Here is a 21,144-nt window from a genome sequence, read left to right on the forward strand (position 1 = left end):
GAAAAGAAGGGATGGACCCGCAGGCCGGGTAGGCGTTGAGTAAGCGCAGGGCAGATTCACATGGCTAGATTTCGGTGACCGCACCAAGATAGATCGCCTCGATTTCGTGTGCGCGATGCAGTAGTTCGGCGCGATCCAGATGCAGCTTCACGACGCCATCGCCGATGATCGCAACATGGGTCGCGATGCGTTCCGCGATGTGCAGATGCTGCTCGACCGCAAGCACCGCGATCTCGTCGGCTTTGGCTTGCCGGAGCACGGCGTCGACGACCCGGCGCGACATCGAGGGACTCAGGCCGAATGTCAACTCGTCCAGCAACACGATGCGCGGACGCCGCAGCAACGCACGGGCGACCGCGACCATTTGCTGTTCGCCTCCGCTGAGTTGTCCGGCAAGCACGGCGAGGCGTGGTTCGAGTTCAGGAAAGATGCCAAGCAGCGCATCCGGCTTCAGCCCGGCGAGGCGCATGTTCTCCGCGACGGTGAGCGACGCGAAGAGGCTGCGTCCCTTGATCACGAGACCCGTCCCCGCTTTTGCGCGCTGGTGAGGCGCACCTTCGAGCGGCCGGCCATGCAACAGGATCTGACCGCGCGCTTCCGGGATGAAACCTGCGATGGACAAAAGCGTCGTCGATTTTCCGGCGCCATTGCGGCCGAGCAGCGCGAGCACTTCGCCGGCGCGCACGCTGAACGACACGTCTTGCAGCACCTGCCGGCGGCCATAACCGGCGCTGAGGCCGCGTACCTCGAGGACGGGCGTGCTCATTGCACTGCCTCCGTTTGCGGATCGGCAAGTTGAGTTTCTTCCAGCGTGTCGCCCAGATAGGCGCGCCTCACGTCCGGCAGCCGCAGCACGTCGGCTGGTTTGCCACGCGCGATGACGCGGCCCGCATCCATCACGATGGCGACATCGCAGGTTTCGAGGATCACGTCGATGTTGTGCTCGACAAGCAGGATCGCGATACCCGATTCATGCGCGGCACGACGAATCACATCGACGATATGCGCGCGCGCCTCGGGGCTGAGCGCTGCGGCGGGTTCATCGAGACACAGCACTGAAGGCCGCGCGGCAAGTGCGCGGCCGATCGTCACCCGCGCGTGCCAGCCGAGCGACAGCGATTCCACGGTCGTATCGAGCAGGGCGGCAATGCCGGCCGCCTGGGACGCGGCATCGACCGATGGCAACGCACGTCGTCGCGCCAGACCGAACGGCGCAAGCAGGTACGCGAGCCAGTCCTGACGCTCCGCCGCGGTTTCCAGGTTCTCGCGCACCGACAGATCCTCGAACAGCAGATGGTCCTGAAACGTGCGCGTCAGGCCACGTGCAACGCGGCGATGCGGCGGCAGTCCGGTGACATCGGCGCCGTTCACCACGATGCGTCCCGCGCGTGCGGGAATAAAGCCGGTGATGGCATCGATCAGACTGCTCTTGCCCGCGCCATTGGCGCCGAGCACGCCGACTATCTCGCCGGGTGCGAGACTCAGCGTCACGCCGTCGACGACGACTACATCGCCGTATTGCACGCGCAGGTTCTCGACCTGCAGCGCGGGGCCGTCGACAGGCGTCGCGCGCGGCCGCTCGACGGCCTGCGAACGCACGGCAACCACAGGCGATGGTGCAGAGGCCGGCCAGCGCGCGAGCGCCGCGCCGATGCGTCTTACAGGCGCGGGCAAGCGCGCGCCGCCGCGCATGAGCTGGGCGACGAAACCATCCGGTTCGCTCACGAGCACGAACACGAGATTGAGCGACAGCGCGAGGAACAGCCAGTCATTGATCGAGCCTTCGAACGACAGGACCTGCGCGAGCAGTCCGCCGGGCGCGAACACGCCGGTCAGCACGCCGCCCACTACAAACCCTGCACCGGAGAGGACCGTCATGCTGATCACGGCAAGCGAATCGGCGTAAGCAAAACCTTCGCCGAAACGCTGGCCCCCGACCGTGCCGCTTTGCAGCGCGAGCAGTGCGCCGGCCAGTCCGGCCAGCGCGGAGGACATCGCCAAAGCGGCAATCTTCGCGTGCATGACCGACACGCCGCTTGCCGCAGCCGCCCGCTCGTTGGAGCGGACCGCGAGAATGCGACGGCCGGCCCGGCTGCGACGCAACGCGGCGACGCCAAGCGCGGCCAGCGTCGCAATAGCCCAGGCAAGAAGCGCGAATCGCTGCGGGTGCGACGCGTTATCGAACGAAAATCCGAAGGCGCTGACGTGACTCGCGGTCCATCCTTGCACGCCGTTCAGAAATCGATCGCTCGTAAAGATCCACGTTTCGATGATCGCTGAAATCGCAAGCGTCGCGATGGTCAGGCCGATGCCGCGCGTCCTTGATGCAGGCACGCCGATCACAAATCCGATGGCGCCCGCCGCGACGGCCGTTCCGGCCAGCGTGGGCAACAGCGACGCGCCTGCCTGGTTGAGCCATCCCGCGAGCAAGGCGGAACTGCCCGTGAGTCCGAGCGAAAGCAGGCTCACCTGGCCTGCATACCCGGTCGCGACGACAACCGACAAGCCGACCAGCGCGAAGATCGCGGTCAAGGCCATGGTGTCGGACCAGTAGTCCGGCAGCCAGCCGACAAGCGCCGCGATCACGGCAAGTGCGAGCACCAAACCGGCCGGGCTGACCGTGCCTGAACCCACGCGAAATAGCCGCGGCGCATCGACAGTGCCGCGTCCTGGCAGATTGCGTCCGCTTATGACGAGCGCGATGAGCGTGACGATATACGGAATGGATTTGGCGAGGCCTGGTTCTATGGACAGGCCGATCGCCAGCGATTCGACAACCCCGGTCGCGATCGCAACCAGCAACGCGACCCAGAATTTGCGAAAGCCGGCGATGAGCGCGGCGCCAATCGACGGGATCACGAGACTGCTCAATGCGTCCGGGCTCAGCGCGGTGATCGGGCTGAGCAGGATGCCGGCAAGCGCCGCGAGCAGACCCGCAATGCCCCACGCGGCGGCGCCCCACGGGTGAGGTGAGAAGCCGAGCGCCTGCGCACCCATCGGACTGTCCTGCAACGCGGTTGTCACGTGCCCGAATCTGGTGCGCTCGAACAGCAGCGTGAGCAGCACAGTCAGGACGACGGCCACGCCGACCAGCACGAGCGCGAGAAACTGGACGCGCGTACCGAGAATGGTGGTGCCGCCCGAGACCAGGAAGCTCGCGACGCGCTCCTGCTGGTTGGTCCAGACGATCCTGACGATTGCCTGCAACAGCAACAAGAGGCCAAGCGTCACGAGGGTCTTGACCGTAGTCGAAGCGCCGACAAGACGCCGGCCAATGAACGCATAAAAAGCGATGCTGATCGCAATGCCGGTCAGCAAGCCGATCGAAATGGCGGCCCATAGCGGCACGCCCGCGTGCGCGTAGAGCTTCCAGAAAATGTAGGTTGCCGTCATGCCGATCGCGCCCTGCGCGAAATTGACGACACCCGTCCCGCGAAAAACGGAGACAAGACCGAGCGCTACCAGCGCATAGGCGCCGCCCATGCTCAAACCGAGGAGCGCGTATTCAATGAGGTGCTGCATCTTGTTTCCACGGTTGAGTCACGCATGCCGGACTCGACGGCGAAGGTATGTCCATGCGCATAGGCATGCTAAGCATGAGCACTCACATCGCTCGATGAAAGGAACTACGTCGGTTGCGGATGCGCGTGGCGCATCGAATGCCGATTATTGCCGGATCACCCTGCTGCCTCTAAACGACTTTTTTTCACAACTAAGTGAATATTTAATATTTCGCTTGAGAAGCGTTGGCGCGCCGTTGGGTTGTGGCGATTGATGACTATGCTTATCTCGAATCGTTCGTTGCCGGCGCCGCTGCGCTCTTCGGTATGGAATTACCTGGACGCGGTGGCCACGCGAGGAGAACGCAATGTCCGTTCTCGATGAAGTGCTGCAGGCCAATGAAAGCCATCGGCAGGATTCCGGTAACAAAGCCGCATTTGCTCCATTTCGATGGTAGGCCGGGTTCATCGGCGCTGTTCCAATTGAGCTCAGGCATTCACTTGTCAACGACTGCCGCGGCGCACGCGTTGCGCCGTCTTTCGTTCTGTAACCGCAAACATCCATGCACACCGTCCGTCCTTCGCGCGCTGAACAGCGCTTTCCTGTGCTCCCCGATCCGGACCGTGTCCAGCACCTTGCCGATGACGCTGACGCTCTGGATGCGGCTCGTCTCCATGGTTTCGCAACTCACTGTCGCATACCTGTTTCGAGGGGCCGAGCGCATCCCATTGCGCGAGATCACGGTGCAGCCAGCCGGACATTACTGCTGCGATTTCAATTTCGTCTTCGAGTCTGTCGACCAATTCCCGCTCCTTATTGAAGTAAGTGAGTCTGGTATGAGGTTCACAATGCCGATTCTGTGGCCGGGGACTGCGTTAAAGGGCAGCGTCTGATTGGCTACTGGCTACAGCATTTTGGTTTTGCAAAGTGCAAGCCTCGCACCTACTTGGCCAAGAGGACCAATTTAGCGAGCATTGCTGCGATGGGTGTCGGCATTCCCGCTTTGACGTTTCTCCAATTCTCCGGAAGTCGCCCGCTTTTTCGAAACGACTGGATGAAGCGAAATCGCTCCGTTCCATCCCCGGCTGCAGCACTTGGAGCCGCCCCGAAGCGCATCACCTGCGAGCCTGGTCCTTCATAGGCCGGCCAAGTCGGAAGGCCTGGACCGTTCGGGTTGCCATCACACGCGAAGTTGGTCCAGTAAGACATCATCAAGGCCGACAAGGCCTCGTCGGACGGACCTGCGCGCGGCCTGGAGGGATCCAGGCGGTCATTGATGCTGCCGAATACGAATGACACTTCCGCGCTGTGGACGGGATGAGGTGAGTAATCCGAAGAATGTTGGTAGTTGTAGACGAAGACCGTCGATGTCGATGTCGCGCGATGCGCACCTAGCCGCTCCCAGGTTTGCTCGCTGATGACCAGATCGTCGATCAACAGCTGGGCAGATCGTTTGGCGGTTTGGCTGGAGTCAGCCGGATAGAACTTGAGGAAGTCGCTCAACCTCGATTCGCCGAACTGGCGCGCACCGGCGTTCTTGAAGCTGGCCGGGGTTCGATGCGAAAGTGCTCTCGGCACCAAGTAGGTATGCTCATCAGCGTTCCATCCACCTAGCAGTGGCACGTCGATCTGCTCGCCACGCTCCAGTCCAGACGTTGAGTGTCAGGCAGTCTTCACTCTGTGTTTTTGTCAGCTTCTTGAGGCCGGGTATTGGCGCACCAAAGCCAGGATTGCCATAAACAGTTGCGTCGCGCACGCCCGGCCACGCGGGCACGTCTTGCGGAGGTTTCCAGCGCAACTCGCCAGTTGGTGGAGCGGCGTAAGGAATGCCCTTGAACGCCAGCACGCCGTTAGCATCGCGCGCGACGCCGCGGATTGCTCCCGTAGGGAGCTTCAGGTCGATTGTCAGCATCTTGAAATGATTTCCGGATTGCTCCGTGTAAGTTCTATGACAGCCTACGAAACCGACTTGCTGCTTCGTTTTCATGGCGCTGCGCCAACTCGGTTGCGCGACTGGGTATTGGGTTTTCTCCCACGAAGGCGCATCTGATCCAAGCTCGCGAGCATCGAGTTCTGACATAGGACTGACACTCGGCGGGTTCTCAGGTTGTCAGGGCTGCAGCGATCAGGAGAACGGCGAAGATGCCGGTGTTCAGCTTCGGCTCCCAATAGCCCATGAAGAGGAAAGTGATCGCCAGCCAGGCCGCCGCTGCGACGAAGGCGAGTGCCATGACGGGGCGACCGTCGAGGATCGCCGGCGCATGCCAGGCCAGCCAGAGACAGATCAAACCGAACGCGACCTGCCCAAGAGCGAACGACGTGTTCAGTCCGTAGTAGAGCGTCGTTTCCGGTCCCGGCGCGCGCTTGCCGCGCGTATTGGGAGATGACATCGATCAGGAAATGCATCATCCCGCCGAAGGTCAGCCAGCCGAATGCCACATAGACGAGCGCCCGGTGCATCAGACCACCTGACCAAAGCGGATGCCGGTGAGCTCCTCCGACACATCCCACAGTCGCCTGGCGACCTGCTTGTCGAGCGATGCAGGGGGCGCTTTCGCCGGGCTGGGATAACCGCGTATCTCGTTCATCTTGTCCGGTCCGTAGTAGCCGCCTGGCCTGGCGGTCGGCGCGGCGGCGGCGAACAGGGTCGGCAGCGCCCCCTGGGCCGCCGGTTGAAACAGGAACCAGAAGGCGGAACGAACCATGCCGAAGAGGCTTCGGCGTCCAGGGGCGTTATGCAGAAGATCGGTCCGGGAGATACCAGGATGCGCGGCGATGCTGGTGATGCCCCAGCCTGATGTTTCACTGCGGCGCTGCAACTCGAACGCGAACATCAGGCAGGCGAGCTTCGATTGGCTGTAGACGGGCATCGGCTTGTATTTCCGCTTCGCATTGAGGTCGTCGAAGTCGATCTTTCCGCTGCGAGCGGCGACGCTGGAGAGGGTGATGACGCGTGGCGTGTGGCCTTTGCGCAGCAAGGGTAGCAGATGTGCGGTCAAGGCGAAATGACCCAGATAGTTTGTCCCGAATTGCAGCTCGAAGCCATCCGACGTCTCGCGACGATTGGGCGGCGTCATCACGCCTGCATTGTTGATGAGGAGATCGAGGCTATCTCGATTGGCGTTTAGCCGTTTCCCGAACGCCGCGATTGAGGCGAGGCTGGCGAGATCGACCTGTTCGAAGCAGACCTTAGCGCCAGGCACCTGCGCACGAATTCTCGCGAGCGCTTCCTGGCCCTTTTGGGGGGCGCGTCCTGCGACGATCACTTCACAGCCGGCACGCGCCAGCGCCAGCGCGTCTTCGAAGCCGAGGCCGCCCGTCCCGGTGACAACTGCGGAGCGGCCATGCTGTGGAGGAAGGTCGGAGGTGGTCCATTTGCTCATGTTTTTACCTTACGTGGCTTATTGGGCGAGGCAGGGGGGCGAAGAACGAGTTCGATGGACAAAAACCGCCTCACGCGTGTTTCCCGCTCTGCAAGGGTAGGCGCTACAGCCTTTAGGCTAAATGCCCGATCTCTCAGATTTCTTGCCTATTCCTTCAGGACGGCTGATCTAGGCGGTTTGGATCCTGCAGATATCAGCTAGAATTCCCCGGAAATCCTGGAGCCTGGCCGTGACCTCAGCCCTTGTCGAAGTCGTAAACCGTCTCCTTGCCCCGAAAGGGCAAGGAGACGGTTTTTTTCCGACCGCCGTCGACGGCGTGCATATCATCAGGCTGAGCGAGAAGACCTTGCCGAATGGCGTGGTCTACAAACCATCGCTTTGCATCACCGTCCAGGGCATGAAGGAGGTTGCCTTTGGCGAGGCCGTCTTCGACTATGGCGAAATGGGTTTCCTGCTCGTCGCCGTAGAAATGCCGGCATTCGGACGCGTGACGAAGGCCAGCAAGGAGCGACCCTATCTCGGCATTACGATTGATCTCGACATAGGTGTGCTTCGCGAGGTCATGGATCAGCTCGATGAGCCGCCTGTTCCGTCGAACAATCAGGGCATTGGCGTGTTTGCTTCGCCTCTGGATGGCGGGCTTGCCGATTGCGTAGTTCGGCTCGTGCGCCTTCTGGACAATCCGAAGGCAATTGCGATCCTTCAGCCGATGATCATGCGCGAAATCTGCTTCTGGCTGCTTACAGGCCCGTATGCGGGCGAGATATGCAAGCTCGTCTTGCCCAATAGCCATATGCAGCGCGTAGCTGAAGCCATTTATCTGCTACGGGAAAACTTCACCCGGCCGGTCAGGATCGAGCATCTCGCCGCAGCTGCCCGCATGAGCGCGACATCCTTTCACCAACACTTCAAGATGCTCACTTCGATGACGCCGCTTCAGTACCAGAAACAGCTCCGGCTGCTGGAGGCGCGGCGATTGATGGCATCGAACGACGTAAGTGTCTCTCACGCTGCATTCCAGGTGGGATACGAAAGCCCATCGCAGTTCAGCCGGGAATATGCGCGCATGTTTGGTACGCCGCCCAAGCGCGACGTCACCGAACTGAAATCTGTTTCAGTATAGGTACGTCAGCGGTCCAGGCTTGCGCGGGTAAGTGGGCGCCGGCCGCCTCGTTTTAGCAGGGCAGAATTCGACGAACCTTTTCTGATTGCGCCCGAGCATCCCGTTTCACTGTACCTCGTCAGCGACGGCATCGCGCGTCGCCCCAAGCTGTTGCTAATGGTCGACGAATTCCCAGCGCTGCGCCATCCCGAAGATCGCGCGCTTAACGGTCGCATTGTTCTCACGCCAGACCGCGATTGACGTATGCGATAGATGACCTTTATCTTCAATAAAGTCACGAAGACTCGCGCGACTGCTTGCTGAGTGTGGATACGTGGGTCATCTTGCGGTCGGTATTATGGCGATACTAGCTGCCTTGTTTTACCATGTCTCATCGTGCGCCTGCCGTTTCACAACCTCAGTGTTAAAGCGGATGGATTGGATGTGCCGTCCTCCTGCGAGACGGGGTCTTGCGGTACGTGTGTCATTGGTTACAGCAAGGGAAGAGTCGAGCACAACGACATTTGTTTGCATCGAAGCTCGCGAGACAGTCTGTTGGCGGTCTGTGTGTCGCGTGCGACATCTGGCGAAATCACGCTCGATCTCTGATGGATCGAGTGCTGGCTTGACAGGGATTTATGCCCTGGTCCGCGAGGCACGAATTTCCGTCTGCAATCTCGCGAAACCCTCGCTCAGATAATCGGCCAGGGGGCGCTTGCCTTTGCCGTCGCGCCAGTCTTCCATGGCCAGCCGCATCGTCCCGATGGCTACCATCGCAACAGCACGCAGCGTCGCCCAACGTTTCTGGTCCGGCCACACCTCGCACAGGGCCTCGAATACGGTCGTTTCCATCTCGACAAAGATCGCCTGCTTCTGGGCGCGCAGTGCTTCCGTCGAGCGCATGAGGTTGTCCACGACGATGGATCGCTTGTTTTCGTAGCGGGAGACCAGTTCAATCAGGCAATGACGTACGGCGGTGAGCGGCGCCTGCCTGGACGATATGGCCATCAGGGACGGGCGCAGCGCTTCGAGGAAGCCGTCGCCCTGCCAGTATCTCAGAATGTCTTCCTTGCTCTTGAAGTAGTAGAAGAACGTCCGCGCGGAGATACCGGCCTCGGTCGCGATGGCCTCCAGTGTTGTGCCGTCGTAGCCATTTTCCACGAATAGCCGCAGGCCGGTTTCAGCGATGCGTTCAAGCGTTTCGCGGCGCTTGCGTTCGCGCAGTCCTTCCTTCTTCTCTTCCTTGTCCGTCATGGGTGCCACTTTCAGTCGAAATCAGTGCGTGAAATTTTACAGTAAATGCGATAATTTTTTTTACAGTCACTGTAAATTTATGAGGAAGTCATGCGAGCAATCGTTATCAGGATCGGCACGGTGGGCGCCGCCGTGAAGGCAGCGCTGCAAGAAAAGGGGCACGAGGTCGTGTCTGTCTCTCGTTCGTCCGCGGATTTCCGGGCAGACCTTTCAGATATGGCAAGCCTGAAAGCCCTCTTCAGCACAGTCGGTCATTTCGATGCGGTGGCGTGCGCGGCGGGGGATGTTTTCCCGGCACCGCTTGAACTGACGACGGACGAGCAATGGGCCGATTCGATCAAGGCGAAGGGCATGGGGCAGATTAATCTGGTGCGGGCGGCACTTCCGTATATCGCGGACAAGGGTTCATTCACGCTGATTTCGGGCGTGTTGACGGATGAATATCTGGCCGGCGGTGCTATCGGTACCGTTGTCAATCACATCGTCGAGGGCTTCACGAAGTCGGCCGCCGTCGAATTACCGCGCGGTTTGAGGATTAACTGCGTGAGTCCCACCGTGCTGACCGAGTCTGTTGCCTATCATCCGTATTTCCCGGGTTTCATTCCTGTTGACGCCTGGGAGGTCGGGCAAGCCTATCTTCGTGCGATTTCCAATCCGTTTACCGGGCGCGTTCTCAAGCTCTATAAGACGGATTGCTGAATCGGATGGCCTCGAAATCGGACGGCTGCGGATTTCGTTGTGACAGTCATGTCAGTGCTTCAGTAATGATTCGACTGAGGGGACGGCAATTGCGGTTGCATATGCGATGCAGACGAAAAAGACACAAGACGATTCGCAGCGGTGGAGTGCCGGGTACTGGACAGTTGTGTCCTAAACCTGAACCGTATGAGGCCGTAAACAAGTGGCGTAGTGCTCGGTGGAAGGATTCCACACGAGAGCACTGCGCTTGTATCCCGCATTCCTATCGGAGAGTATTCATGGCTTTATCATCGATTGGCTCTGACCCCGGAGAAAACGTTTATGCCCAGGCAGGAAAAGGGCAGTCGTCGCCTGCGGCATCGTCGGCGCTCGACGCGAGCGCGGGCGGCGCCTCTGCTTCAGCGCAGGCATCGTCCGCAGACGTGAGCTCTCAGTCGTCGACGCAGGTCACGCTCAGTCCGGAAGCAAAATCGCTTGCAGCACTCTCGTCAGAAGGTGTGACTCTGACTCAGAGCAGCATCGCCGGACTGGATCTGCCGTCGTTGTCGTCGGTACGAGATAACCCGGCAGATCTCGCCAGCTATCTTCGAACGCTCAATTCGGGAACCGTCGCACCTCCGACCAATGCCGAAGGTAAGCAGGATGGGGAGATCAGCGAGGCAGCATTCGAACAGGTCGTCGAGCAGTTCGGTGGCAGCAAGACTCAAGCTGACCAGCTTTTCGGAGCACTTGGCGCGAACGACAGCAATCCCCTCACGAATGCCGTGTTGCTGCAAGGACTCGCGGCGACATCCACAGACAGCAGCAGCGCCGGCTCGCAATCGCTGCTGACGTTGATGGATCAGAACGGTGACGGAAGCGCGAGCCAGACGGAATTTCTCACGCTTGAAACGGCGCTTGTTGCGGCGGAAAAGGCGCCCAAATCGTCGTCCTGAATGGCAGGCACGTGGAGAACCGGTCAAAACTGATGCGGACATCTTCGTGACTCGAATGGCCGGTTCCGATTGTTGTCCCGATCGCGACTATGGATGGCCGAATTGAGCGCGATGGCAACCGCCATTCGGGGCATATTGGAGCGTGATCCTGCGGAGGGTTTCTACCCTCCGATCGTGCTGCAATGCTTTCGATTCAATATATCGACGTGATGGGCACCCGTGGCTGCGGGATCGCGGAACTTTGTGAACTCGTGGCCTGGAGGTTGAAATGTCGACGTTCGTTCTTGTGCACGGCGCGTGGCGCGGGCAATGGTGCTGGTCCCGTGTCGCCTCTGCATTGCGCGCGCTGGGGCACGAGGTCTATTCGCCGAGCCTGACTGGCCTTGCGGATCGCAGCCATCTGGCCGGTCCCGAGGTCGATCTCGAAACGCATATTCTCGACATCGTCAATCTCGTGAAGTGGGAGGATCTGTCGGATGTGGTGCTGTGCGGTCATTCATATGCGGGTTTCGTGATTACGGGCGTGGCGGACCGTATCCCCGAGCGCCTGAACACGCTCGTCTATCTGGACGCTTTCGTGCCGGAGCACGGCATGTCGATGCTGGATGCAACGTCGCCTGAGCGCAGGGACGCTCATCTGAGTCGCGTGGATCATGAAAGTGGCGGGTGGATGGTCAAACCTCCAGCGGTCCAGGTCAGGCCTCATGATCCGGATTATCATCAGCGAGTTGCACGTCTGAGTACGCCACATCCGCTGCGCTGCATCGAACAGAAGCTGTCTTTGCGCGGAGAGATTGACGGCAGAATCCGGCGTGTTTTCATCGAGGCGACGGAATTCGCATCGTCGCCGTTCAGAACACGGGCCTCGGAACTGCGTCAGCAGGACGACTGGCAGGTCCACGCGGTGGCGTCTGATCATGATGTCATGCTCCACGAGCCTGACGAACTCGTGCGGATACTGCTTGCTGCCGCAGACGTCCGGTGACGTTCCCCCCCGTATTGCCTCCGGGGTCTTGCCCGAATCATTGATAAATCATGCCGGTGACGACGGCCCACCAACCGATGGCGAGTATCGAGCGCGAATCCAGACTGTCGCAAAGAATGACATTGCCGCCCGAGCATCCCGGCGAGCGCCAGGATTTCCAGATCGTTGCGGCGATGGCCAAGGACTACCCGGACAACGCGCTTATCGCCAGCCATGCACATCGCCGATCACAACTGGTTTTCGCGTCGGCGGGCGTGATGACGATCACGACCGGCCGCGGAACATGGGTGGTCCCGCCGCAGCGGGCCGTATGGATGCCGGCCGGGTTTGAACACGAGATTCGCGCTTCGGGCATGCTCAAAATGCGCACGCTTTATTTCGAACCCGGAACGGATATCGAGCGGGCATTTCCAACGGAATGTTCGGTTATTGACGTGACGCCGCTGATGAGGGAATTGATCCTTCGCGCCACCAGTCTGGAAGGCGGCGAGGAGGATCGGCAGGCCCGACTGGAGCGGCTGGTTGCTGTCCTGCTCGATGAAACCCGAACCTTGTCGATTCTGTCGCTTCATCTTCCGATTCCTGACGATCCGCGCGTTGCGAAGATATGCGAGGGGCTGATTGCCGACCCTTCGATTGACTTGACACTGGCGGAGTGGGGACGGGGCGTAGGGGCTAGCGCGCGTACTCTGACGAGACAATTTCTTGTGAGTACTGGGATGACGTTTACCCAGTGGAGACAGAAGGCCAGAATTCTGGCAAGCCTCCCCAAGCTGGCCCGTGGTGAAACAATCATATCGGTGGCGCTCGATCTGGGCTACGACAGTCCAAGCGCTTTTGGTGCGATGTTCAGGCGAACGCTTGGCGCCACACCGGCGGCTTACTTTCATAAAAACAGCCAGTCTGCCGAGCCCATGGAGTGATCTATCTGATTGACATGCTTATCTTCACGGCGGATCGGTCGAAATCACGGTCCGAGACGCGTAGCGTGCCTTCCACCGGCTCCCGCTTGATCCGGTACGAGCGCAAACGGAACTGGCTCAATCCCATCAGCCAATGCATCCGGGTCACGCAAGATTGTCACTTTCTCGACGTGAATTGACCGAGGAGCGAGCGACTGCCAATGAGAGCTGGCTTAAATTCTCAGTCTTAGCCCGTCCGTATCCGGGCCATGATTGCGAGAAATAGCCATGTCCATCAATACCCCGGTCGGCGCTCAGACCGCAGCTTCAACCGATTCCGACAGACGTCGCTTCTGGGCTGTCGCGCTGTGCGCCTGTTGCCCCTTCTTTGCGATCTACGCGACCCAGCCGCTGTTGCCGTCTCTTGCACAGCTATTCGGTACCAGCGCGAGCGAGATCAGCCTGACGATTACGGCGACAACGCTCGCCGTCGCGATTGCCGCACCATTCAGCGGCGTCATCGCCGACACCATTGGGCGCAAGCTTGTCCTCGTTGCCTGCATTCTCGGCCTCTCGATACCCATGGCCCTCGCTGCGACGGCGACATCGCTCGAGCAGCTCATCATCTGGCGTTTCATCCAGGGGCTGTTCATTCCGGGTATCTTCTCGGTCACGCTGGCTTACGTAGGCGAGGAGTGGAAGGGCAAGAACATCGGCATGGGCATGTCGGCCTATGTCTCTGGCAGCGTGGTAGGTAGCGTTTCCGGGCGCGTTATTTCCGGCATTGCCGCGGACCTCCATAGCTGGCGTGCCTCCTTTCTGTTGCTGGCGTGTCTCATCGCGCTCGGCGGCCTTTGCGTCTGGCTTCTGCTCCCGCGCTCGCAGCACTTCGAGCGCCAGCGCAGTATCGGCACAGGCCTTCTCACTATGGCCCGGCATCTGAAAAACCCCAGCCTGGTCGCCATCTACGCGTGCGCCTTCAATAACCTCTTTGTCTTCGTCAGTGTCTTCACCTATATCACCTTCTACCTGGTCAAACCGCCGTTCCTTCTCGGGAACGCCGCGCTGGGCTTCATGTTCCTGCTGAACCTGTTCGGTGCGTTTGCCAATCCGTTTGCGGCCCGGTGGATGGGGCGAGTCGGATACAAGGTTGGTCTGATCGCCGCACTCGCGACGAGTACGGTCGGCATTCTGCTCACGCTGATACCCAACCTCGTCGTGGCGCTGATCGGTGTAGCGCTCATTTCTACGGGCGTTTTCGTCGCTCAGACGGCCGCGACCGGGCAGATGGGAGCAGTCGCTGGCAAGGCGAAATCTTCGGCCGCGGGAGTCTACGTCTGCTGCTATTACGCAGGGGGCAGTGTCGGGGCATTTCTGCCCGGGTTCGCCTATGCGGCTGGAGGCTGGCCGGCGTGCATCGCATTGATTCTTGCCGTGAAGCTGATCAGCGCCGTCATCGGCATCAAATACTTCAACCCGGTAGCGCCTAAAAACTAGCACGGTGCCGGTGCTGCTTCCAACAGGGAGCGCACGCCGCATCCGGTCGGATTTTGAAACATCTCTGGACAGGTAATGCCCGATTCTTCATTCGCCCGAGAGTACGGTGCCGTGTTAGACGGCGAGGGCTATGTCGTCATCCGGCGCATGGTTGACGCTGAACGGTGTGCCGAACTGTGCGAGCTGGCGTCTCAGGAACTTGCGGTGCGCAGGCCACCGCTCGAGTTCGAAGTCGACGTGGGTTACCCCGGCGCATCGCATTCGCGGGATGCACCAGGAGGCGAAACGATCAGGCTGCTGCTGGCGGTGTGGTGCGACATCCAGCGTTCTCCGCCTGGGCAACCTCAGCGGCCACCAGAGCATTGCTGGAAGCACATTTTTGTGGACCGGCCCGATTGTCTCTCGCTCACCATAACAGCCTGATGAGCAAATATCCGAGGTATGGAACTGCAACGGGATGGCATCGGGATATCCGTTACTGGTCGTTCGAACGTGACGACCTGATCTCGGCGAGGCTGGCCCTCGGTTCCGAACGGGCCTCCAACGGCGCAATCCGGTTTATTCCGCGTTCGCACCGTATGGACCTCGATCGTGGATGCTTCGACGAGGCTTTGTTTTTCCATTGCAACACGCTGCATCGGGCAGGCAGGAACCTGTCCGGGCAGGTGAAGCTTTCGCTGAATTTCGCCTGGCACGGCGCGGATAACTATCCGGTTCCACGAACCCGATCGGCGTCAGTTCCTTCTGTCGCGATCTGATTTTCCGCAGCATCGCACCGAGCGCAGCCCTCGCATTTTCAGGGATTGAAATGAATCCAGGTTTGTCTCAGGTAGTAGGTCCGGACGGTGACTGGCAGGCGCAGTTGTCGTCCAATCCTGCCGCTTTTCGTTCGCAGTGTGCGCAGGCGCTTGAACAGGGCAAGGTGCTGTATTTTCCGGAAACGGAATTCGATCTTGCACCGTCTGAAAGGGCGTTACTTCGTCCGGAACTTGCCGATCCGGCGCGCAGGAATATCAGTCTCTCAGCGGATGGTGCGTCCTTGTCCGGTGTGCTCGGAGACGCTACGGCGAAGCGCGGCATTCAGATGCTGATTGCGCGGTATCAGGCGTATGCGCGCCAGCTTGTCGAAAACCTGGTCCCCGAATACAGGCCGCATCTACGACCCGAACCGACGAGTCTGCGCCTTCACCCGTCGAGCATCGCAAGCGGTCGTGGAAGGCGGACGATAGCCGCCTTCATGTGGATGCGTTTCCTTCCCGACCCAATCACGGCATGCGGATCCTCCGGGTCTTTGCCAACGTTAATCCGGCTGGCGTACCTCGCGTATGGCGTGTCGGCGAGCCGTTCGAGCTCGCTGTGCGCCGGTTCATCCCAGGCATCCCCCCGCAAAGGCCGGGCAGCGCCTGGATCCTCGAAAAGCTGCGAATCACGAAGTCGAGGCGCACCCGGTACGATCATCTGATGCTTGGGCTGCATGATGCGATGAAGGCAGACCTGAATTATCAGCGTGACGGCTCGCAGGAGCTCGCGGCGTTCCAGCCAGGCAGTACATGGATCTGCTTTTCCGATCAGACGTCGCACGCCGTGCTGTCGGGACAGTTCATGCTGGAGCAGACGTTTTTCCTGCCTGTCGCCGCGATGATCCGGCCTGAGTATGGGCCGCTTGCGATTCTCGAACGGCTAACGGGGCAGCGCCTGCTTCAGTCGACCAGCTTGAATGCATGACAGACCAAGAGGGTGTCCGGAGGCACATCCGTCTGCTGGACGTATTCGTTCAGGGCAACGGCCTGGCCGGACAAGTGGTTTCTGCGGAATACCGCGAACAACCTGATGAGATATTGAGCGAGGGCGCACTGCAGAGGGGATTGCGCGGGGCGCCAGGTTGCCATTGCCGATGCTCGATAGAAAAAAAGGTGCTGCCTCACGTCAGGTCAAAAGAGAAGGATGAAGTTCGGGCGGCCCGCCCAGCGTGTAGCGATGTGAGACGGGATGCGAGCCGTCTATGTCGCTTACACCAAGGAGGGCACCGATTTCCGCACCAATCAGCGCGCGCCCTGATAGAGCCATCCTTTGATCGGATTCGTATAGGGCGGCAATGACTCTTCCGGTGAACTGTGGCGACTCCCGCTTCGCGGTCGGACGTGATGCTGGGGGAAGCGTCATCAGATATGCACGAGCCCGTTCGGTATCCAATCCGCCCATCCAGATCGACAACGCCGCGACATTATGCGGACGTAATTCTTTGGCCATGTCGGCGGCCATCTTGTCCGATCCGGCCTTTTGCGCGCCGTAGACAGGGCCGTGGTAATAGCACAGGGCCCCGTAGTGGTCCGTGTTCACAATCAGGCCTTTGCCATTGGCGATCAATAGAGGCGCGGCATGATAGCTCGCGACGAAGTGCGAGCGAAGACCTACCGTGATCAGATCTACGGTGGCGAGGGGCTTTTCCCAGAAGCCACCCACCATCGTCGTGGCGACCAGATTGGCCGCATTGTTGACCAGGATATCGAGCCTGCCGTGCTCGTTGCGCAAGCGCTCGAAGAGCGAGGCAACCGCCGTGTCATCGGTATGGTCTACTGCGACCGCGATTCCCCGGCTGCCTGCCTTGTCGATCAGGGAGGCGGTTTCGCTGATCGTGCCTCCATACGGGGAATCGTCGTCAGCAAGACTGCGACCTGTGAGATATACCGTCATCCCAGCCTGGCCAAGCGCAAGTGCAATGCCTTTTCCCGCGCCGCGGCTGGCACCGGTTACAACGGCTACCCTTTGCATGCTCCTGTTCATTTCTCTCATTCGTTTATCAGCAGATGGGTTCATTAAGTTGGGTTCTATTCCACAAGCGCTGCCGGTGACGATCATTGTGCAGCGGCTGAATCCCTCGAGTCGCGTCGTTGAGTTTTGCTACTGGACCTGTGTGTTATTAGCTCTTGGCCGTCTCATCGCCACATGTCGATCTGTCCCGCGTTCGATATCGCTGGACCGATGCTAGAGATGGCTTAATCTCTTCGGGTCGAATTCCCCGCCGCTTGCGGCGTAGAAGTAGACTTTGTGGATGAGCGAATACATCCACAAGAGCCACAACGTGACGGTGTTGCTGTACCACCTCGTGTTTCCGGCAAAGTACCGCAGAGCGGTGTTCGACAATCGGGTTGACGAAGTTCTAAAAGAGGTATGCCTTGAGATTGCGGAGCGCTATCAGGTGAAGTTTCTGGAGATCGGGACGGACAAGGATCATGTTCATTTTCTCGTTCAGTCGGTGCCGACCTACAGCGTGTCGAGACTCGTTCAGATGTTGAAGAGTCTGACGGCGCGAGAGATCTTTCGCCGGTGTCCGCAGGTCAAGAAGCAGCTGTGGGGCGGCGAATTCTGGTCGGACGGTTACTTCGCCAGCACGGTCGGCAAACACGGCGACGAGGCGATGATAGGTCGATACGTCAAGAATCAGGGCAACGAATACCACAAGCTTCACTCAGATCATCAGCTCGCGCTGTTTTAAGATACCCCGCAGCAAGCTCTGAGGATTACCCACATCTCGAATCACCGCTTGTAAACTGCGCTGACCGATGTTAACTTTGGGCGCGCGTTCATGGACCGGGGTGAAGCGCATTGTCTGCAACGGGTGAATCCGATGACTGGGCCAGCGAGGAATTCGGCACGGCGGCGCTGGGCGACGCCCGCCTGACGCAGCGGCTCGTGGCACTCGCGCGACGGCTGGCACAGAGCCCGCAGTGTTCGTTTCCGCAGTCGCTGGACGGGGCACAACTGAAAGCCGCGTATCGTTTCTTCGACAACCCACGGATCGACACCGACGGCGTACTGGTCAACCACATCGGGCAGACGCTGAACCGCATGCAGCAGGTCCCGGTGGTCCTGGCGCCGCAGGATACGACTGAATCAACCTCATGCATCTACCGGCGACGCAGGGACTGGGCCACGGCACGAGCAGCAATCTGCACGGCTTCATGCTGCACAGCCTGCTGGCCGTGACACCTGAGGGCCTGCCACTCGGGGTGCTAGGGATGAAGACCTGGATTCGCGCACCCGAGGAATCCGGCAAATCGAAGCAACGCAGGAAACGCCCTATCGAGGAGAAGGAAAGCTTCAAGTGGCTCGAAGGTCTTGAGCATCTGGCGTCGCTGAAAACGCGTTGCCCCGACACCCACATCATCGGCATCTCCGACCGCGACGGCGATGTCTACGATGCGTTCATCGCCCCTCGGCCTGCGGGTGTTGACTGGCTGGTACGCGCAGCCTGGAGCCGCCGCGTCGCGCATCCGCAGGCATATCTGTGGGACGCCGTTGCGGCAGAGCCCGCTGTGGGCGAAACGGATCTGCTGGTGCCGACACGCAATGGAAAGGCGCCGACACGTACTGCGCAATTGACGGTGCGTTGCAAGGCACTCCGGTTGCATCCGCCGCGTAGCCGTCAGCGCGAAAAGTTGCCTGATGTCGATGTGTATGTGATCCACGCGCTGGAGACTCAGCCCCCCGAGGGCGTCGAGCCAATCGAATGGATGTTGCTGAGTTCAGTGCCGACACTGAACTGCGATGACGCACTCGAACGTCTGGCGTGGTATGCCCGCCGCTGGACGATCGAATCGTGGCATCGCGTCCTGAAGAGCGGGTGCCAGATCGAAGCCCGACAATTCGGCCACCTCGATCGTTTCGTGCGCGCCACAGCATTGTTTGCTGTCGTCAGTTGGCGCATCATGTACGCGACGCTGTTGGCCCGCCTTGACGGCGACCCGTCCTGCGAAGTGCTGCTGCAGCCGGTCGAATGGCGCGCGCTGTATTGCCGGATACACGGCACAACGCAAGCGCCGGCCGAACCGCCGACGCTCGCGCAGGTGGTGCTTTGGGTTGCAAAGCTCGGTGGTTATCTCAATCGCAAGCACGACCTTCCTCCGGGACCAACCGTCATGTGGCGTGGCTTTCTCGCACTGCACGAGAGCACGGTCGTGTATCGCATCTTCCGGCAAAACGAGTAGCCTACGCCGGAATCAAATCAAGAGATGTGGGTAATCCTCAGAGCTTGCTGCGGGGCTGTTCATTAATTGACCGAGGTTAAATATAGAGCCATTTCGCTGGTTGAGAGAACGCATAAATGTGGGATCTAGTCACATGAGTATGACTGAGGACGGCCGTTATGTATTGAAGGACACGCGCCGTGTCGGCCGCGTGCTGACTCGTATTGGCGATAGGTGGAGTGTGCTTGTCATCGTCCTGCTTCGACCTGGCCCTCGTCGTTTCAACGACATCAAACGCAGCATCGAAGGGATCTCGCAGCAGATGCTGACGCGGACCTTGCGTGCATTGGAGCGCGATGGAATCGTATCGCGGACTGTCCTCCCCAGCAGTCCCCCGCAAGTGGAATACGCACTCACGAAACTTGGCCAATCGCTTGGCAAACCTGTCGTGGCGCTTGGGAAATGGGCATGCGACCATATCGCGGAGATCGACGACGCCCAAAACAGGTTCGATGCGGATCAGTAAAGTATTGGTCAATCAGAGTAGCTGTACAACGGCGATTGATTCAGTCTCTGGAGCAGCCTCTGAGACGCCGGTCACAGTCGCCCACTTCAGCTGGCAAACACACGTCGCGTGTCATACCTATAAACCGGGTGGCTATGTGTCCGTGCCGTTTCGTCGGATCGGATCGGATGGGACAAATCATCGAAGATGTTCCGCAGCAACTTGCCTTCACCGAAGCAGCTTGATGTCATCCAGACCGGTCTGGGTAAACTGGGGGCAACGGCACAGATTTTTTCTATGCCAGCGCTCGGATTGAATGCTTGCTTAAAGACTTGGAGTGCGCGAGAGACACGATTTGATGTGACAGAGCCCCGCCAGCGCTTGGGCGACTCGACTTGCGAAGGACACAGCGTTTGCAGACCTCGGATGGGCAAAAGCTCAACTCATTTGCTACGCGCGCCCGACCGGTGCATCTGCCGTCGCCGCTTTTGACGTGATACCGGCCAGGACATATAGCATCTTTTCGGAGACAATAAAAAGTGCGCGCGGCGTCAGGCGCCGTACTCGTTAGTCGCGGATGAAGGCGAGCAGGTCCGGGTTGATCACGTCGGCATGGATAGTGAGCATGCCATGCGGATAGCCCTTATAGATTTTAAGCGTGCCGTTCTTCAGTAGCTTTACCTGGAGCAGGCTGGCGTCGGTGTAGGGGACCACCTGATCGTCGTCGCCCTGGGTGACTAAAGTAGGTACCGTTATCGCCTTCAGATCGTCGGTCTGGTCGGTCTCAGAAAATGCCTTGATGCCGTCGTAATGTGCCTTGGCGCTGCCCATCATGCCTTGGCGCCACCAATTGTCGATCACGCCTTGCGAGACCTTCGCGCCGGGGCGGTTAAAGCCATAGAAAGGCCCACTGGCGACGTCGATGTAGAACTGCGCCCGGTTGGCGGCGAGGGCGCTGCGGAAATTATCGAACACCTCGATCGGTGTGCCGCCCGGATTCGTCTCGGTCTTGAGCATCAGGGGGGGAACCGAACTGACGAGCACAGCTTTGGCGACACGGCCCTGCGGTTGACCGTATTTTGCGACATAGCGCGCTACCTGGCCACCGCCGGTGGAATGGCCGATGTGGACCGCGTTCTTCAGATCGAGGTGCTCGACCACGGCTGCTGCATCGGCGGCGTAATGGTCCATGTCGTGGCCGTCGCTCACCTGGCTGGAGCGACCGTGGCCGCGACGGTCATTGGCAATGACACGGAAGCCTTTGCTGAGGAAATAGAGCATCTGCGCGTCCCAGTCATCGGAGCTCAGGGGCCAGCCATGATGGAAGAAGATGGGCTGCGCATCCTTCGGCCCCCAGTCTTTGTAAAAAATATCGACGCCGTCTTTGGTGGTGACGTAGTTCATGGCTTGCGCT

General features: G+C 59.8%; 21 protein-coding genes and 2 pseudogenes. 14 read left to right on the forward strand and 9 right to left on the reverse strand.

The features are described from left to right. Positions 1-64: 64 nt before the first annotated feature. Together ACSQ8V_RS08275 and ACSQ8V_RS08280 are read right to left on the reverse strand one after the other, a co-directional pair. On the reverse strand, positions 65-766 hold the full coding sequence (locus ACSQ8V_RS08275) for an ABC transporter ATP-binding protein (RefSeq protein WP_436181565.1): 702 nt from the start codon (positions 764-766) through the stop codon (positions 65-67). Then, a complete protein-coding gene (locus ACSQ8V_RS08280) occupies positions 763-3,522 on the reverse strand; it encodes an ABC transporter permease subunit (RefSeq protein ID WP_436181566.1) in 2,760 nt (919 codons plus the stop codon). The genes ACSQ8V_RS08275 and ACSQ8V_RS08280 overlap by 4 nt, the downstream gene beginning before the upstream one ends. 377 nt (positions 3,523-3,899) lie before the next feature. On the opposite strand from ACSQ8V_RS08280, the gene ACSQ8V_RS08285 reads away from it, so the two are divergent. After that, the gene (locus ACSQ8V_RS08285; RefSeq protein ID WP_436205413.1) at positions 3,900-4,394 is read left to right on the forward strand and encodes a hypothetical protein; all 495 of its coding nucleotides are present in this window, start codon (positions 3,900-3,902) and stop codon (positions 4,392-4,394) included. 49 nt (positions 4,395-4,443) lie between these two features. Here the strand turns inward: ACSQ8V_RS08285 and ACSQ8V_RS08290 are convergent, their stop codons facing one another. The 4 genes from ACSQ8V_RS08290 to ACSQ8V_RS08305 all read right to left on the reverse strand — a co-directional run bounded on the left by ACSQ8V_RS08290 (position 4,444) and on the right by ACSQ8V_RS08305 (position 6,884). Further along, a complete protein-coding gene (locus ACSQ8V_RS08290; RefSeq protein ID WP_436205414.1) occupies positions 4,444-5,124 on the reverse strand; it encodes a carboxylesterase family protein in 681 nt (226 codons plus the stop codon). Then, positions 5,096-5,488 carry a carboxylesterase family protein gene (locus ACSQ8V_RS08295; RefSeq protein ID WP_436205415.1) on the reverse strand — a complete coding sequence of 131 codons (393 nt, stop codon included), beginning with the start codon at positions 5,486-5,488 and terminating at the stop codon, positions 5,096-5,098. The genes ACSQ8V_RS08290 and ACSQ8V_RS08295 overlap by 29 nt, the downstream gene beginning before the upstream one ends. A gap of 115 nt (positions 5,489-5,603) precedes the next feature. Further along, the gene (locus ACSQ8V_RS08300; RefSeq protein WP_436181570.1) at positions 5,604-5,891 is read right to left on the reverse strand and encodes a hypothetical protein; all 288 of its coding nucleotides are present in this window, start codon (positions 5,889-5,891) and stop codon (positions 5,604-5,606) included. Between the two features lie 69 nt (positions 5,892-5,960). Then, positions 5,961-6,884, reverse strand: coding sequence for an SDR family oxidoreductase (locus tag ACSQ8V_RS08305; RefSeq protein ID WP_436181571.1), 924 nt, complete (start codon positions 6,882-6,884; stop codon positions 5,961-5,963). Positions 6,885-7,113: 229 nt separating this feature from the next. Here ACSQ8V_RS08305 and ACSQ8V_RS08310 point away from each other — a divergent pair, with 229 nt between their 5' ends. Beyond that, entirely contained in the window at positions 7,114-8,007 is an 894-nt protein-coding gene (locus tag ACSQ8V_RS08310) for an AraC family transcriptional regulator (RefSeq protein ID WP_436181572.1), read from the forward strand. 423 nt (positions 8,008-8,430) lie between these two features. Further along, a complete protein-coding gene (locus ACSQ8V_RS08315; protein WP_436181573.1) occupies positions 8,431-8,595 on the forward strand; it encodes a 2Fe-2S iron-sulfur cluster-binding protein in 165 nt (54 codons plus the stop codon). A gap of 27 nt (positions 8,596-8,622) precedes the next feature. Here ACSQ8V_RS08315 and ACSQ8V_RS08320 read toward each other — a convergent pair whose 3' ends face one another. After that, the gene (locus tag ACSQ8V_RS08320) at positions 8,623-9,240 is read right to left on the reverse strand and encodes a TetR/AcrR family transcriptional regulator (protein WP_436181574.1); all 618 of its coding nucleotides are present in this window, start codon (positions 9,238-9,240) and stop codon (positions 8,623-8,625) included. A gap of 90 nt (positions 9,241-9,330) precedes the next feature. Between ACSQ8V_RS08320 and ACSQ8V_RS08325 the strand changes: the two genes are divergently transcribed. The 7 genes and pseudogenes from ACSQ8V_RS08325 (at position 9,331) to ACSQ8V_RS08355 (ending at position 15,983) form a co-directional block, all read left to right on the forward strand. Beyond that, on the forward strand, positions 9,331-9,939 hold the full coding sequence (locus tag ACSQ8V_RS08325) for a short chain dehydrogenase (RefSeq protein ID WP_436205416.1): 609 nt from the start codon (positions 9,331-9,333) through the stop codon (positions 9,937-9,939). 278 nt (positions 9,940-10,217) lie between these two features. Continuing rightward, positions 10,218-10,874 carry a hypothetical protein gene (locus ACSQ8V_RS08330; protein WP_436205417.1) on the forward strand — a complete coding sequence of 219 codons (657 nt, stop codon included), beginning with the start codon at positions 10,218-10,220 and terminating at the stop codon, positions 10,872-10,874. A gap of 268 nt (positions 10,875-11,142) precedes the next feature. Then, on the forward strand, positions 11,143-11,859 hold the full coding sequence (locus ACSQ8V_RS08335) for an alpha/beta fold hydrolase (RefSeq protein WP_436181577.1): 717 nt from the start codon (positions 11,143-11,145) through the stop codon (positions 11,857-11,859). Positions 11,860-11,909: 50 nt separating this feature from the next. After that, complete coding sequence (locus ACSQ8V_RS08340) at positions 11,910-12,782, forward strand: AraC family transcriptional regulator (protein ID WP_436205418.1); 873 nt, start codon at positions 11,910-11,912, stop codon at positions 12,780-12,782. A gap of 267 nt (positions 12,783-13,049) precedes the next feature. Continuing rightward, a complete protein-coding gene (locus tag ACSQ8V_RS08345) occupies positions 13,050-14,258 on the forward strand; it encodes an MFS transporter (protein WP_436181579.1) in 1,209 nt (402 codons plus the stop codon). A 75-nt stretch (positions 14,259-14,333) separates the two neighbouring features. Beyond that, positions 14,334-15,016: pseudogene (locus ACSQ8V_RS08350) on the forward strand (phytanoyl-CoA dioxygenase family protein). A 50-nt stretch (positions 15,017-15,066) separates the two neighbouring features. Further along, positions 15,067-15,983: pseudogene (locus ACSQ8V_RS08355) on the forward strand (Kdo hydroxylase family protein). Between the two features lie 201 nt (positions 15,984-16,184). Here ACSQ8V_RS08355 and ACSQ8V_RS08360 read toward each other — a convergent pair. Further along, positions 16,185-17,042, reverse strand: a complete 858-nt coding sequence (locus tag ACSQ8V_RS08360; RefSeq protein WP_436206619.1) for an SDR family NAD(P)-dependent oxidoreductase — start codon at positions 17,040-17,042, stop codon at positions 16,185-16,187. 268 nt (positions 17,043-17,310) lie between these two features. Here ACSQ8V_RS08360 and tnpA point away from each other — a divergent pair, with 268 nt between their 5' ends. The 4 genes from tnpA (at position 17,311) to ACSQ8V_RS08380 (ending at position 19,751) form a co-directional block, all read left to right on the forward strand. Then, on the forward strand, positions 17,311-17,754 hold the full coding sequence (tnpA, locus tag ACSQ8V_RS08365; RefSeq protein ID WP_436205419.1) for an IS200/IS605 family transposase: 444 nt from the start codon (positions 17,311-17,313) through the stop codon (positions 17,752-17,754). Between the two features lie 110 nt (positions 17,755-17,864). Further along, complete coding sequence (locus ACSQ8V_RS08370) at positions 17,865-18,245, forward strand: IS4/Tn5 family transposase DNA-binding protein (protein ID WP_436205420.1); 381 nt, start codon at positions 17,865-17,867, stop codon at positions 18,243-18,245. Further along, entirely contained in the window at positions 18,161-19,246 is a 1,086-nt protein-coding gene (locus tag ACSQ8V_RS08375) for an IS4 family transposase (RefSeq protein ID WP_436205421.1), read from the forward strand. Before ACSQ8V_RS08370 ends, ACSQ8V_RS08375 begins: the two co-directional genes overlap by 85 nt. A gap of 133 nt (positions 19,247-19,379) precedes the next feature. Then, a complete protein-coding gene (locus tag ACSQ8V_RS08380) occupies positions 19,380-19,751 on the forward strand; it encodes a winged helix-turn-helix transcriptional regulator (protein ID WP_436205422.1) in 372 nt (123 codons plus the stop codon). 546 nt (positions 19,752-20,297) lie between these two features. On the opposite strand, the gene ACSQ8V_RS08385 is transcribed toward ACSQ8V_RS08380, so the two are convergent. Further along, on the reverse strand, positions 20,298-21,134 hold the full coding sequence (locus ACSQ8V_RS08385; protein ID WP_436205423.1) for an alpha/beta fold hydrolase: 837 nt from the start codon (positions 21,132-21,134) through the stop codon (positions 20,298-20,300). Positions 21,135-21,144: the final 10 nt, after the last annotated feature.

It is taken from the genome of Caballeronia sp. LjRoot31 (assembly GCF_964253885.1).
Taxonomy (GTDB): Bacteria; Pseudomonadota; Gammaproteobacteria; order Burkholderiales; family Burkholderiaceae; genus Caballeronia.

Excerpts from the sequence above, each read along its gene's own strand:
- ACSQ8V_RS08275 (WP_436181565.1), bottom strand. The coding sequence starts at position 766 with ATGAGCACGCCCGTCCTCGAGGTACGCGGCCTCAGCGCCGGTTATGGC.
- ACSQ8V_RS08280 (WP_436181566.1), bottom strand. The coding sequence starts at position 3,522 with ATGCAGCACCTCATTGAATACGCGCTCCTCGGTTTGAGCATGGGCGGC.
- ACSQ8V_RS08285 (WP_436205413.1), top strand. The coding sequence starts at position 3,900 with ATGAAAGCCATCGGCAGGATTCCGGTAACAAAGCCGCATTTGCTCCAT.
- ACSQ8V_RS08295 (WP_436205415.1), bottom strand. The coding sequence starts at position 5,488 with ATGAAAACGAAGCAGCAAGTCGGTTTCGTAGGCTGTCATAGAACTTAC.
- ACSQ8V_RS08300 (WP_436181570.1), bottom strand. The coding sequence starts at position 5,891 with ATGTCATCTCCCAATACGCGCGGCAAGCGCGCGCCGGGACCGGAAACG.
- ACSQ8V_RS08305 (WP_436181571.1), bottom strand. The coding sequence starts at position 6,884 with ATGAGCAAATGGACCACCTCCGACCTTCCTCCACAGCATGGCCGCTCC.
- ACSQ8V_RS08320 (WP_436181574.1), bottom strand. The coding sequence starts at position 9,240 with ATGACGGACAAGGAAGAGAAGAAGGAAGGACTGCGCGAACGCAAGCGC.
- ACSQ8V_RS08325 (WP_436205416.1), top strand. The coding sequence starts at position 9,331 with ATGCGAGCAATCGTTATCAGGATCGGCACGGTGGGCGCCGCCGTGAAG.
- ACSQ8V_RS08330 (WP_436205417.1), top strand. The coding sequence starts at position 10,218 with ATGGCTTTATCATCGATTGGCTCTGACCCCGGAGAAAACGTTTATGCC.
- ACSQ8V_RS08335 (WP_436181577.1), top strand. The coding sequence starts at position 11,143 with ATGTCGACGTTCGTTCTTGTGCACGGCGCGTGGCGCGGGCAATGGTGC.
- ACSQ8V_RS08340 (WP_436205418.1), top strand. The coding sequence starts at position 11,910 with ATGCCGGTGACGACGGCCCACCAACCGATGGCGAGTATCGAGCGCGAA.
- ACSQ8V_RS08345 (WP_436181579.1), top strand. The coding sequence starts at position 13,050 with ATGTCCATCAATACCCCGGTCGGCGCTCAGACCGCAGCTTCAACCGAT.
- ACSQ8V_RS08360 (WP_436206619.1), bottom strand. The coding sequence starts at position 17,042 with ATGAACAGGAGCATGCAAAGGGTAGCCGTTGTAACCGGTGCCAGCCGC.
- tnpA (WP_436205419.1), top strand. The coding sequence starts at position 17,311 with ATGAGCGAATACATCCACAAGAGCCACAACGTGACGGTGTTGCTGTAC.
- ACSQ8V_RS08375 (WP_436205421.1), top strand. The coding sequence starts at position 18,161 with ATGCATCTACCGGCGACGCAGGGACTGGGCCACGGCACGAGCAGCAAT.
- ACSQ8V_RS08380 (WP_436205422.1), top strand. The coding sequence starts at position 19,380 with ATGAGTATGACTGAGGACGGCCGTTATGTATTGAAGGACACGCGCCGT.
- ACSQ8V_RS08385 (WP_436205423.1), bottom strand. The coding sequence starts at position 21,134 with ATGAACTACGTCACCACCAAAGACGGCGTCGATATTTTTTACAAAGAC.